At 40.7% G+C, this 12,449-nt stretch carries 11 protein-coding genes and 1 riboswitch; of the genes, 8 read left to right on the forward strand and 3 right to left on the reverse strand.

Going from position 1 to position 12,449, the window contains the following annotated elements:
* Positions 1-4 precede the first annotated feature (4 nt).
* Both TDE_RS04775 and TDE_RS04780 read left to right on the forward strand, forming a co-directional pair.
* Complete coding sequence (locus TDE_RS04775; protein ID WP_002682311.1) at positions 5-1,951, forward strand: hypothetical protein; 1,947 nt, start codon at positions 5-7, stop codon at positions 1,949-1,951.
* A 117-nt stretch (positions 1,952-2,068) separates the two neighbouring features.
* A complete protein-coding gene (locus tag TDE_RS04780; protein WP_002671898.1) occupies positions 2,069-3,502 on the forward strand; it encodes an MGH1-like glycoside hydrolase domain-containing protein in 1,434 nt (477 codons plus the stop codon).
* 73 nt (positions 3,503-3,575) lie between these two features.
* On the opposite strand, the gene TDE_RS04785 is transcribed toward TDE_RS04780, so the two are convergent.
* Entirely contained in the window at positions 3,576-4,817 is a 1,242-nt protein-coding gene (locus tag TDE_RS04785) for a Glu/Leu/Phe/Val family dehydrogenase (RefSeq protein ID WP_002682315.1), read from the reverse strand.
* A gap of 310 nt (positions 4,818-5,127) precedes the next feature.
* Positions 5,128-5,314, reverse strand: a riboswitch (cobalamin riboswitch).
* Between the two features lie 139 nt (positions 5,315-5,453).
* On the opposite strand from TDE_RS04785, the gene TDE_RS04790 reads away from it, so the two are divergent.
* From TDE_RS04790 to TDE_RS04800, 3 genes are read left to right on the forward strand one after another with little or no spacing between them, the layout of a single operon-like run.
* On the forward strand, positions 5,454-6,290 hold the full coding sequence (locus TDE_RS04790) for a formate/nitrite transporter family protein (RefSeq protein WP_002670448.1): 837 nt from the start codon (positions 5,454-5,456) through the stop codon (positions 6,288-6,290).
* Positions 6,291-6,346: 56 nt separating this feature from the next.
* Positions 6,347-7,225 carry an NAD(P)-dependent oxidoreductase gene (locus TDE_RS04795; protein WP_002682316.1) on the forward strand — a complete coding sequence of 293 codons (879 nt, stop codon included), beginning with the start codon at positions 6,347-6,349 and terminating at the stop codon, positions 7,223-7,225.
* An 11-nt stretch (positions 7,226-7,236) separates the two neighbouring features.
* Positions 7,237-7,941, forward strand: a complete 705-nt coding sequence (locus TDE_RS04800; protein WP_002682319.1) for an orotate phosphoribosyltransferase — start codon at positions 7,237-7,239, stop codon at positions 7,939-7,941.
* Between the two features lie 37 nt (positions 7,942-7,978).
* On the opposite strand, the gene TDE_RS04805 is transcribed toward TDE_RS04800, so the two are convergent.
* Together TDE_RS04805 and TDE_RS04810 are read right to left on the reverse strand one after the other, a co-directional pair.
* Entirely contained in the window at positions 7,979-8,671 is a 693-nt protein-coding gene (locus TDE_RS04805) for a TVP38/TMEM64 family protein (RefSeq protein WP_010956859.1), read from the reverse strand.
* A gap of 138 nt (positions 8,672-8,809) precedes the next feature.
* On the reverse strand, positions 8,810-9,670 hold the full coding sequence (locus tag TDE_RS04810; protein WP_002670454.1) for a flagellin: 861 nt from the start codon (positions 9,668-9,670) through the stop codon (positions 8,810-8,812).
* 340 nt (positions 9,671-10,010) lie between these two features.
* On the opposite strand from TDE_RS04810, the gene flgF reads away from it, so the two are divergent.
* The 3 genes from flgF to TDE_RS04825 are packed head-to-tail and all read left to right on the forward strand — an operon-like array spanning position 10,011 to position 12,310.
* Entirely contained in the window at positions 10,011-10,823 is an 813-nt protein-coding gene (gene flgF, locus TDE_RS04815) for a flagellar basal-body rod protein FlgF (protein WP_002671871.1), read from the forward strand.
* Between the two features lie 21 nt (positions 10,824-10,844).
* The gene (gene flgG / locus TDE_RS04820) at positions 10,845-11,639 is read left to right on the forward strand and encodes a flagellar basal-body rod protein FlgG (protein ID WP_002670463.1); all 795 of its coding nucleotides are present in this window, start codon (positions 10,845-10,847) and stop codon (positions 11,637-11,639) included.
* Between the two features lie 50 nt (positions 11,640-11,689).
* Positions 11,690-12,310, forward strand: coding sequence for a rod-binding protein (locus tag TDE_RS04825; protein ID WP_002682322.1), 621 nt, complete (start codon positions 11,690-11,692; stop codon positions 12,308-12,310).
* Positions 12,311-12,449: the final 139 nt, after the last annotated feature.

A 12,449-nucleotide genomic window follows, 5' to 3' on the forward strand; every position in this document is an offset into this window, starting at 1 on the left:
CATTATGAAACACAAATCAAGTAGGATGATTGCATTAACTATATCGTATATACTAATTATTTTCGGCATTTTTGTCATTCAGTTTACCATAGGTAAGACTTTTTATTATACGATAGGAGCCATGTCCGTTTCGGGACGGGATGATGTTGATGAAACCGGAAACAGAACGCCTCTTTTACCTCTCCATATAGTTGCGAACGGTTTGGATTTTTACATTACGGATCAGACTCCCATTACTGCAAAAACGAGCAATAATGAAGATCTTAGCCTGAAGGTTTTAGAGTACAAAAAAACCGAAGATTCCTTTAGTGTTATTTGTTCTAACGATGTTTTGATAGATTTTACCTCCTACCTTTCGGAAACAGTTGAAACGGTAAGGATTTCCGTTTCTATGCCGTCAGAGATAGAAACCATTTATTTTCCTTGGAAATTGACTCAATCGGCCCGTCTTGAAAGGCAGGATGAGCAAATATTTTTAAGGTACGGAAAAGATCGGTTTATTTTCAGAGGCGGTTACGGTTTTGGGAATTCCGATGATACATCGGAACTCCCTCACCTTATTCTTTCAAGTTCAAAAAAAACAGCTTTTTATGAAACCTATATTCAATCTGAAAGTTTGGACTTTGATTCTATCCGCCGTATACCGATTGCAAGTGACGAAGAATACGGCAAAACCAAGCAATTATTTAGAGAAAGGGCCTTGGATTATTTTTCAAGCGTGATCTCGTCAAGAAACTATAACGAAGAGCTTTTGACGGCATATATGGCTGAAAAAGCCTTTAACGGTGAATATGCAAAGGCTCTTGTCTCTGCCCCGTCTTCTCTTTTGCCTAAAGAAAAACGCAGCTATATATCGACTACCTTTTATGGCAATCTTGTACAAAACGATAACAGTCTTGCCGCATACCAAAGAAAGCTCTTATCAGGTATTGAATCGGGCATAGCAAGGGCTGAAATTTCCGTATTTGATAGGGAAGCCCTTATTCCGTTTTTGATAAATAACTCAAGAGCAAATTTAATTTCTGCCTTGGAAAAGATAGCTTCTAATGCAAAGCAAGAGGATTTAAACTCTTTTCTTGCCGCAGGTTTGTTGGAAGCTGCAATGGATTACGCTTTTTATTTTCCTAATAAACAAAATCTTTTTATGGAAAATTCCGAACAATATGAGACGGTATTAAAAGATTCTTTGATTTCTATCGATACGGGACTGTATATTTCTTCCGATAAAAAGACCATAGATACCGAAAAAACTCTGAGAACTGCTTCTGTTTTAATCCGTTATGGAAGTTCATATCCCGATAAGGGGACATGGAAGGCTGTAGGTCAGGCACTGTATTCTTCCATCTTTTCTCTTGGAGGAAATTCTTCAAGTTTACCGGCTTCCTTCGATATTCAAGGCGATAAGGCAAAGAAGTTAGGGCTTATGGCTAATGATGCCTTGATTCTCCATGCCGAAAAACTGTACCCTGCCGCTGTTAAGGATAACCCCTACTATCCCCATGAAGAGTCCTTGGCTTTAAAGGCAGAGCCCGGTATTTGGGCTTGGACATCTGCACGCGATATAAATGTGCTTAAAAACGATGCAAAAATATTCAGTTTTAGAATTTCGGCTAAGGCAGGAGATACTCATTACATGATTATAAGGGGTATCCGTCCGTTTTATAGGATACAAATCCATGAAATCGATTTTAGAACGGATCCCAGATTTGAGATGTATAATTCTTCGGGCTATGTTTATGATGAAAGAACCCGTACTCTTTTGTTAAAAATGAAGCACAAAAAGGATGATGAAGATATAGTTCTCTTTTTGGGCCGCCCGCCAGAACCTGTCCCTGTGGTGCCTTCAGTTCAAGAGGCTGCTGAAAGCGGAACCGATACTGAAGATGGTACTCCGGCTGAAAATTCAGGTTCCGCCGAGGAAAAAGAAGAAACTTCCAATGCCGGTAATTAATTAAACGAGAGTTTTTTTCAGATTTTAAATTTTTTTTATAAATATTGCTAAAAAACTACCCTTTTTTGTAAAAATATGATATACTATATATTGTCTTGCAAAAAATAAGGAGTTAAGGTGAATAAAAGAGATTTTCCGCGTGTTCATTTTTACGATCAAGATTTCGTGGACATTTACGATAGAACATGGGCTTGGGTTCATGATTTTTGGCATTCGACAGGCGACGGCAAACAGGGTACCGAGGGCTTTTTTATTTATCCCGAAGCGGACGGCAATTTTTTGAATCAATATGAAACTATATTTTCTTCTTTTTTCTTTGTTTATTCCAATAAGAATTATACACCGAATTCTGCTCTCGACTTTTTTTATGACAGGCAGGAAGAAAACGGAGCCATACGCAATAGATATGATTTTGATACAAAGGAACCTGTTTTAAAGAGGGATAATCCTGAAGGGCTGGGTATGCCCCTATTTGCATGGGCTGAGTACAATATTTATCATAAGACGGGAAATAAAAAACGTGTAAAGGATATTATGCCTGTTTTGATTAAGTATATGGACTGGATTGACAAAATGTTTAAGTCGGATAACGGTCTGTACAAAAGCCCCCTTGAAACAGTCAATATGCCTAATACGCCCCGAAAAGAGTCCGTTTTTTTGACCGATTTTAATTCGGCCCTTGCGGTAAATGCCCTTTATATGTCTGCTTTAGGCGATATACTAAACGACAAAGAAATAGACTTTCAGTATAAGAGGTTGTATTTTACAATAAAAACCAGAATCAATTCCATGATGTGGAATGAAGAAGACGGCTTTTATTATGATCTCGATGCTGAGGGTAAGCAGATAAAGAAGAAGACTCTTGCCGGTTTTTGGCCAATGCTTGCTGAGATTCCCAATGAGGATAAGGCTGCTCTTCTGGTAGAACACCTATCCAATCCTAAAACTTTCGGGGTTGATCATCCCTTTCCCAGTCTTGCAGCAAATGAGCCTGAATATGACGAAAACGGAAACGGTGCCTGCGGCAGCGTCTTCCCTATTTTGAACTTTGTTGTCGTAAAGGGCTTGGAAAAATATAACCGCTGGGAGATAGCGAGAGAGTGCGTTATAAGGCACCTTTACTATGTGCTTGAAACCCTTTCGCCCGCAGGCAATTCAAAAAAACAGGGCTTTTTATGGGAGGCCTATTCTCCTGTCAAAGAAGGCCCCGCCCAATGGAAGGGAAAACCTGCCTTTCCGCGTAAACAATATCTTTTGAGCGTAGGCCTTTCTACAATCAGCCTGATGATCGAAAACGTTATAGGTCTTTCGATAAGTCTTCCGCGTAAGACTGTCAACTGGACTGTCCCCAATCTTGAAGTCATGGGTATCGAAAACTTAAGCCTTAAAAGGAATCTGATCACTATTCTTTCGTCCAAGAGCCAGAGGGGATGGGAAATACATATGGAAAGCGAAAAGCTCTATTATTTTACCATAAATATCCTAAACGAAAAGAAGAAGACCTTGCCGATTCCGTCGGGTAAGTGTTCAATGCTGATAGACAAACTTTAAATTGAATTTGTTTCGATTTTAAATTAAAAAAGCAGCCTTAAAATGTCGAGGCTGCTTTTTGTTTATTGACGGTTTAGTTAATTCCCTTAACTTTTTGAGTTTCTACAAGTTCTTTTAAGGCCTTAATATAGGCTGCCTTTCTCATGCTGACTTTATAGGCCTCTTTTACGTCCCATACCAGTTTGAAGGCTTCAATCATCTTATCTTCAAGGCGCTTGTTGACTTCTTCTTCCGTCCAATAAAAGCCTTGCAGGTTTTGCACCCATTCAAAGTATGAAACGATTACACCTCCCGAGTTAGCAAGGACATCGGGCACCGTTATAATATTCTTTTTTTCGAGGATCTTATCGGCTTCAGGGGTGATGGGGCCGTTTGCTGCTTCGATTATTATGGATGCCTTAATATTTGATGCATTTTTTTCGGTAATTTGATTTTCGAGGGCAGCCGGAATCAAAATATCGGCTTTAAGCTCCAATAGTTCTTCATTGGTTATTCTTTTAAAATCGCCTTCAAAAGACTTGAGTTTTTTTCCTCCCTTTTTATGTTTGAGTATTTGAGGAATATCTAAGCCTTTTTCATTGTATATTGCACTGCTTGTATCGCTTATTGCAATTATCCTGGCTTCTTCTTTATAAAAAAGATCTGCAGTAACGCCGCCGACATTTCCAAGCCCTTGAATAACTACACTTTGGTCTTTTAAGGTTTTATTGAGTTTCTTTAAAATTTCCCTCGTTGCAAAAAGAACTCCCCGGCCTGTGGCTTCTACTCGTCCTTTAGACCCGCCGAGAGGAAGAGGTTTTCCCGTAACAACTGCGGGAGTAAATTCTCCTGCATAGCTGCTGTAGCTGTCCACTATCCAAGACATAATCTTTGCATTTGTTCCTACATCCGGGGCAGGTATATCCGTTTTAGGGCCGATAAAAGATGTAATCCGCCTTGTGTAGCCTCTTGTCAGCTTTTCAAGTTCCGTTTCTGAAAGATTTGAAGGATTTACGCAAATGCCTCCTTTTCCGCCTCCATAGGGAATGTCGGCAACGGCACATTTAAAGGTCATCCATGCAGAAAGGGATCGTACCTCATCGATATTTACATCTTGGTGAAATCTTATTCCTCCCTTTGCAGGACCTCTTAGTGTAGAATGCTGAACCCTGTATCCGCTAAAAACCTTGATTTTTCCGTTGTCCATTTTTACGGGTATTGAAACATGCATCTCTCTTTCAGGGCTTAAGAGGGATATGTAATCGTCCTCTTCCAGGTTAGCCGTCTTTGCGGCTTCCGTTATTGTGGTTAAAAGTTTTTCGTATGTACTCGCCATAAAATCCTTCTTAAAAATAGTTTATTATGATTATACATTAAAAGCCGTATTTTTAAAAGTTATCGGGGGGAAAAATTCGAATTTTGGGCTAAAAAAGAAAAACGATTTCGGTCCGCAAAGGGATTTAGATTTCCTCAAAATGTACAACCCAAGGGTATCAGCAGGATGTACTCAAGGCTAAAATGAAGAAAACTTGACAAAATCTTCAAGCAGCCCAAGGAGCAATAGAGGAAATAAATATGATTAACACGATAAATTTTGCTGCAACTCATGAGTCCAAGCAGAGTACAGCACGGGCAAAACTTGTATTTTACCCTTATAGTCATTGGCAGGTCTTACGGCTCGGAGGTCATCATTGATTTTCGCCTTCCCGGAATAAACCAGTGGCATTTTGAAAAACAACTCTCTCACTTACGTCAGCCGGACTGCTCAGGACTTTCACCTGATTCCCTTTTCACTCCTTAGCTAAAAGGAGCACCAAGACCGAAACCGTTATTTAATCATAATTCTATACTTTTATAAAAAATAAGTCAAGATACCAAAATCGGTATTCCAATCTAGATTCAACACACTGATAATTGAAAAATACTCTATTCTATGATATAATCAGGCTATAGTGGTATTAAGGAGGCGTGTATGTCTGAAAAAATGTATTGTGATCCGGCCGAGATTTTGGAAGTTACGGTGCAAAAGGGTATTGCAAAGGCTTCTACTTCTGTATGGAAGCTGCTTTGCCTAGGATTCTTGGCAGGGGTTTTTATTGCCTTTGCTTCGGAAGGCTCCAATATGGCTGCTTTCGGACTTTTTGCCAAGCCTGAAACTTACGGCCTTGGAAAATTCGTTGCTGGGCTTATTTTTCCTGTAGGACTTATCTTGGTTCTCCTTGCCGGAGCCGAGCTTTTTACGGGCAACAACCTGATAATTGCAGCCGTTTTAGAAAAAAAGGTGAGCTTTTCTGCAATGCTTAAAAACTGGATTGCCGTTTATATTGGGAACCTTATAGGTTCTGTTTTTATTGCTTTTTTGATTGTGCAAAGCGGACAGCTTTCAAGCGGTGCAAATCTTTTGGGAGGGATTACGATAAAAATTGCTTACGGCAAGGTTTCTCTTTCTTTTGTGCAGGCTGTTTTTTTAGGCATCATGTGTAATTGGCTGGTCTGCCTTGCAGTCTGGCTTTGTTATGGCGCTAAGGATATGACCGGGAAGATGCTTGCAGCTTTTTTCCCGATTTGGCTTTTTATAACTTCCGGTTTTGAGCACAGTGTCGCGAACATGTACTATATCCCTGCGGGGATTTTTTCGAAAAGCGTTCCGGCCTATGCTGCCGCTTCAGGCCTTTCTGCCGAGGCTCTTTCAAATATAAATTGGGCTGCTTTTTTTATAAAGAATTTAATGCCCGTTACCCTCGGAAACATAATAGGCGGAGCCTTTTTTGTCGGAATGTTTTATTGGATTTGTTATAAGAAAAAATAACTTTTTTCGGAAGCTAGCGCTTCCTTCAAAAAAATTTTATAAGGAGAATTTAAATAATGAAGGTTGAAAATTGCGATGTAGGCTTTATAGGCCTTGGAGTTATGGGAAAAAGCATGGCCGAAAGATTAAGAGCGGCCGGTGCTAAGATGCACGTTTTTACGCGTACAAAAAAATCCGCCGAAGAAATTCTTTCAAAGGGAGCCATTTGGTATGATGACCCGGCAAGCCTTGCTCCCAACTGTAAAATCATCTTTACCATCGTCGGCTACCCGCAAGATGTTGAAGAAACATATTTCGGAGAAAAGGGCTTATTAAAAACCGCAAAGCCCGGAACGATTTTTGCCGATATGACGACCTCAAGTCCGATTTTGGCAAAAAAGATTTATGATGAGGCAAAGAAAAAAGAATGCTTTTCTGTAGACGCTCCCGTTTCAGGCGGCGACATAGGAGCTAAAAACGGAACCCTTTCAATTATGGCAGGCGGAGATGAATCAGCCTTTAAAGAGCTGGAACCTTTTTTTGCCTGCATGGGAAAAACTTGGGCTCTTCAAGGAGGTGCAGGGGCAGGGCAGCACACTAAGATGGCAAACCAAATAGCCGTCGCGGCAAACCTTTTCGGTACTGTCGAGGCTGTCTGTTATGCCGAGGCCGCAGGCCTTGACCCTCACAAAATGCTTTCGGCTATCGGGGGCGGTGCTGCAGGAAGTTGGCAGATTTTAAACAACGGGCCTAAGATGCTTCAAAAAGATTTTGCTCCGGGTTTTTATATTAAACACTTTTTAAAGGATTTAAACATAACCTTAAATGTTGCGAAGGAACTCAAACTGCACATTCCCGTTTTGGAACTTGCACAAAATTTCTTTAATAAGATGAATGAAGAAGGCTATGCCGAAAAAGGAACGCAGGCCATCTATGAATATTATAAAACCCTTTAAAGGAAAATCTTATGCACAAAGATGAAAAGAAAATTGCAGAGGTTCAAAAAAAATATGGGGCGCTTTTGGCTAAAACGGCCTTTGAGTTGGGTGCCTTAAAGCTTTCTCCCAATGAACCCTTTACTTGGGCATCGGGCTACCGTATGCCTATTTATAACGATAACCGCCGTTTTTTAGCCCTGCCTGAGATGCGCCGTACAATAGCAGAAGCCTTCGCAGAGCTTTTAAAAGCGGTTGACTTTGACCCCGAATGGCTTGCAGGAACAGCTACTGCCGGAATTCCTCATTCAGTAAGTTTGGGAGACCTCTTGCAAAAAAGCGTTTCCTATGTACGCTCAGGCGGAAAAGATCACGGCTTAAAAAACCAGATTGAGGGTTTGGGCGCTAATGCGGATTATAAAGGTGCCGATGTGCTTGTTGTTGAAGATTTAATTTCGACAGGGGGAAGCTCCATAAAGGCTGTTGAGGCCGTGCGTAATGCAAACGGGAAGGTCCCATTTTGTTTTGCTATCTTTTCTTACGGATTTGCAGAAGCCGAAAAAGCTTTTGCCGAATTAAAACCTTCCTGTATTCCGGTTACTATTTTAAACTACGATATTATGCTGGATGAGGCTGTAAAGCAAAACTATATAAGCGAAGAAAATAAAAAGAGTCTGGGTGAATGGAGGCTGGATCCTTTCGGTTGGGGCGAAAAACACGGCTTTCCCAAGGTTTGATATTTTTTTTAGATGTTTTTAATAGCCGTAAAAAAACTTAGCTTTTTTTACGGCTATTTAGTTTGTTAAAAATCAAAACTCCTGCAAAGGCAGCGATGCTTCCTATCAAAAACACGGCAAGAGCAAGCCCCGTATTTTTTTGTGCTAAGCTTGTTCCTGCTATTGTTGACGCCAATATAGCCGGAAAACGGGCCAATGTGCTTAGTATGAGCCATTCGCTTAAACGTATAGGTGTAAGGCCTGCCATATAGGTTAATAAGTCTTTAGGTGTTCCCGGAATTAAAAAAACTATAAAAACTATTAGGTGGAGTCTTTTTTTATTTTTAAATATTTTTATGGATTCTATTTTTTCGGGCGAGAAGAAAATTTCTATTGCCGCTTTGCCGAATTTTTTTACAAATAAAAAAATTAAAATACCGGCGGCAGATATTCCTGCCAATGATACTAAGGCGCCCTCTACCGCTCCAAAAGCATAGCCTGCTCCTATTTCGAATGGACATCCCGGGATTACCGCAACTACTACTTGTAAAAAAACGGCAGTCACAAAAAATATACGGCTCGAAAAAGGATGAGATTCAACATAGGCATGTACTTTTTCTGCATCCATAAGAAATTTTATAAGAGGTTGTCCCCAAAAAAAATAGAGAAAGATGCTCAAACACAAAAGAAAAATTATTAAGCCTATAGTAATGATTTTCCGCCATTTATCGGTTAATTTTCTTTTTTTCATTTTAAAATTTTTATAAACTCAGCTTGAATTTTATGTCTTACTATACTAAAAATTACTATACTAAAAATAAAAAAAATAAGCAAGAAATAAAAAAAGCGGTTCTTTTTAGAACCGCTTTTCCGTCAAACTGTTTACAGCTTACCTTAACAAGGTCATGACACTCTGAGTTGCCTGATTTGCCTGTGCAAGCATTGCTGTACCGGACTGTGTGAGAATCTGGTTTTTGGTATAATCTACCATCTCCTTAGCCATATCTACGTCACGGATTCGTGATTCGGAGGCTTGGAGGTTTTCTGCTGCGATATTGATACCTACAACAGTGAGTTCGAGTCTGTTCTGGTATGCACCAAGGTCGGCTCTTTGCTTGTTGATCTTCTTGATGGCTTCATCAAGGGTACCGATAGCGCGGTTAGCTTTTTCGGGTGTTTCGATAGTCATAATCGATTCATCTCCGATATTGCGAACGCCGAGAGCCTTAGCTGTCATTGTTCCAATGTAAGCTCTTGTTCTCTGATCCATGTTGGCACCGATGTGGAACCACATAGAAGCAGTTACGGTATTTTCTCCGGTTTCTTGAGCAAATCTTCCGGTAAGCATATTCATACCGTTGAACTGTGCATGGCTTGCAATTCGGTCTACTTCAGCGATTAGCTGAGATACTTCAACCTGAATGTACAATCTGTCTTCTGCCGAGTAAATACCGTTAGAAGACTGAATGCTGAGTTCGCGGATTCTCTGGATAACATCTGTAGTTTCCTGAAGGAAAGCTTCCGCAACTTGAATAAAAGAAATGCCGTTTTGTGCGTTGGCACTTGCTTGGTTCAAACCGCGAATCTGGCTTCTCATTTTTTCTGATACTGCCAAACCGGATGCATCATCGCCCGCTCGGTTAATACGTAAACCTGAAGAAAGTTTTTCTATGTTTTTTTGGTTAAGTAAATGGGTGTGTCCCAATGTCCTCTGTGAAAACATAGCGCTCATGTTGTGATTAATGATCATATTCCTACTCCTTTGGTGATTTTCGGCAATTCTAAAATTCCCGCGGCATCCCTGCCGATATGTCATTTCCGGATCCTCTGTCATTCCGCAGAAGACGGAAGCACATTAAAATTTAAGCTGTGCTTAGTTCATTTATCGGAGAACTAAAAAAAGACTTAAGAAAAAAGTTAGAATTTTTTTATTCGTGCGGAGGGTCATTCATTAGCGTAATTTTGCAAAAATTTTATATTTCTTTTTCTAAAAAAAAATTTTACAATGCCGAAAATCATATAAGAGCTATGATAAACAGTTCGGCAGAAATTCAGCCTCACTGTTTATCGGTATTATAAGAGGTGGTTATATGGTAAGAGGTTGGTATACTGCGGCGAGCGGAATGCTTGCTCAACAGCGTCAGTTGGATGTTATTTCAAATAATTTGGCTAACTTGGATACGACCAGTTTTAAAAGAGATGTTTCAGTTCAAAAGTCTTTTCCCGAATTGCTTTTAAGAAGGCTGAATGATGACGGCGTAATAAAAAATCCATTCGGTTCATCGGACATAGCTCCCATTATAGGAAAACTGGGGCTCGGTGTTGAAACTAACGAGATTTTTACCGAGTTTGAACAAGGCTCTTTAAAACAGACAAGCTCTCCGGCCGATTTAGCCTTGGAAGGACAGGGCTTTTTTGCCGTTGAAACTCCTTATGGAGAAAAGTATACCCGAAACGGAAATTTTATGATTGGTGTTGAAGGCTACCTTATGACTAAGGAAGGCTATCCCGTTATGGGAGAAAACGGCCGCATCTTTTTACAGGACATGGAATATAAGATCAACCAAGACGGACAAATCTACGTACGCCCGATTACCGAGCCCGAAAGCGATTCAGTTTATCTGGACCGCTTAAAAATAGTGGAATTTGAAAATGACAGATACTTAAGCAAAAACGGATCAAGCTTTTATTTGGATACACCTCTTTCGGGAAAAGCTATTGCTGCCGAGGGACCGTCCCGTCCCGTTGTAGTGCAGGGCTTTATTGAAGCTTCCAATGTAAATGTCGTAAACGAAATGGTTAGGATGATAGAAGTAAACAGGGCCTATGAGGCCAATCAAAAATCCATTCAGGCCGAAGATACTATGATGGCCAAACTATGGAATGAAGCAGTTAAAAAATAAGGTTAAAAGGTAGGATAAGTTATGGTTAGAAGTTTATGGACGGCCGCAACAGGCATGAACACTCAACAGGCAAACATCGACACGGTTGCAAACAACTTGGCAAACGTAAATACAAGCGGTTTTAAAAAGCAGAGAGCGGAATTTGAAGACCTCATCTATCAGACGGTAAAAACCGCGGGTACGCCTGCTACAGAGGATACGATTACTCCGGTAGGAGTTCAGATGGGACACGGTGCAAGGCTTGCCGCTACCCAAAGAATATTTGAGCAAGGCTCCTTGCAAAATACGGGAGTCACAAGCGATATAGCCATTCAGGGTGAAGGTTTTTTTAGGGTTCTTCAATATGACGGAACCTATGCTTATACAAGGGACGGCTCTTTTAAGATTGATGCAGACCGCCAGCTTGTAACTTCAAACGGTTTACGCGTTTTACCCGAAATCATTTTCCCCGAAGGTTACCGGGAGAATACTATTGCAGTCAGCAGGGACGGCCGTGTTACCGTTAAAGTCGGCGATATAGACGATCCGATCGAAGTAGGCCAGATAGAGCTTTACCGCTTCCAGAACAACGCAGGTCTTTCAGCCGAGGGTTCTAACCTTTTTAGGCAGACTCCTGCATCAGGCACGGCTATTCCGGGCCGTCCCGGGTTTACCGGCTTCGGAAGAACCGAGCACAAGTTTTTGGAAATGTCAAACGTTTCAACCGTAAGCGAAATGGTAAACATGATTGTGGCTCAAAGAGCTTATGAGTTTAATTCGAAGGCTATCCAGACAAGCGATAATATGCTTGGTACTGCGGTAAGTTTAAAGCGATAGTTTTTAGTTAATCTTAAAGATAATTTTAGTTAAGGCTTGGGAGGGAAGAAATGGAAGTAAACAAAATAGGAACAAATCAAGCGGGCAGGGAGGATGTAAAAAATTCTTTGATAAATAAAAGTGAAGTCCCTGCATCGGCAAAATCTCAACAAAATTTTACTCAAATGCTTGAAACTCTGCGAGGTTCTGAAAGAGCGTCTTCTATTATTTCCAATATTCAGGGCGAAAGCTCTGCTTCCGTCTCAGGCTTAAAGACAGGCTCCTCAGAAGCCCTCTTTGATACCCGTCTCCCGGGTGATATTTTAAAATCCATGAAGATAGAAAATCCCGTTCCGGCCGACACTCACAGGGAGGTTCAGGGCATAGCCTCCTCCTTCGGAAAATCCGGCGAAACGGTTTATTCAAGATATTCGATTGACAGGACGAGTAAGCTTTACGAACAAGCTCTTGAGTTTGAATCCTACTTTGTAAAAATAATGCTCGACTCTATGCGGAATACCTTGACGGGAAAAACTCTTGCAGGAGACGAATCTTTTGCAGGCAAGATGTACCAAGACATGATGTATGATGAGCTCGGCCGCAGCATGACCAAAAACGCAGGCTTCGGCCTCGCCGATCAAATCTATCTGGAACTTTCAGGCGTAGGGGAGGAAAGACACTTTTTCGGATAAAAGATTTCTTTCCTCCCCTATAACCCCTCCTATCTTCAAAAGAACCGCTTAGGGCTCTGCCCTAAGAACCCGCATTGTTACATAATTTCTAGCTTACTTTTTAGTCGAGATGACAATAAAAGTTTTGGGTTAAATTTAA

The sequence above is a fragment of the Treponema denticola ATCC 35405 genome (assembly GCF_000008185.1).
Taxonomy (GTDB): Bacteria; Spirochaetota; Spirochaetia; order Treponematales; family Treponemataceae; genus Treponema_B; species Treponema_B denticola.

Coding starts and splice junctions, on each gene's coding strand:
- TDE_RS04775 (WP_002682311.1), top strand. CDS start 5: ATGAAACACAAATCAAGTAGGATGATTGCATTAACTATATCGTATATA.
- TDE_RS04825 (WP_002682322.1), top strand. CDS start 11,690: ATGGAAGTAAACAAAATAGGAACAAATCAAGCGGGCAGGGAGGATGTA.
- TDE_RS04785 (WP_002682315.1), bottom strand. CDS start 4,817: ATGGCGAGTACATACGAAAAACTTTTAACCACAATAACGGAAGCCGCA.
- flgF (WP_002671871.1), top strand. CDS start 10,011: ATGGTAAGAGGTTGGTATACTGCGGCGAGCGGAATGCTTGCTCAACAG.
- TDE_RS04790 (WP_002670448.1), top strand. CDS start 5,454: ATGTCTGAAAAAATGTATTGTGATCCGGCCGAGATTTTGGAAGTTACG.
- TDE_RS04795 (WP_002682316.1), top strand. CDS start 6,347: ATGAAGGTTGAAAATTGCGATGTAGGCTTTATAGGCCTTGGAGTTATG.
- TDE_RS04800 (WP_002682319.1), top strand. CDS start 7,237: ATGCACAAAGATGAAAAGAAAATTGCAGAGGTTCAAAAAAAATATGGG.
- TDE_RS04805 (WP_010956859.1), bottom strand. CDS start 8,671: ATGAAAAAAAGAAAATTAACCGATAAATGGCGGAAAATCATTACTATA.
- TDE_RS04810 (WP_002670454.1), bottom strand. CDS start 9,670: ATGATCATTAATCACAACATGAGCGCTATGTTTTCACAGAGGACATTG.
- flgG (WP_002670463.1), top strand. CDS start 10,845: ATGGTTAGAAGTTTATGGACGGCCGCAACAGGCATGAACACTCAACAG.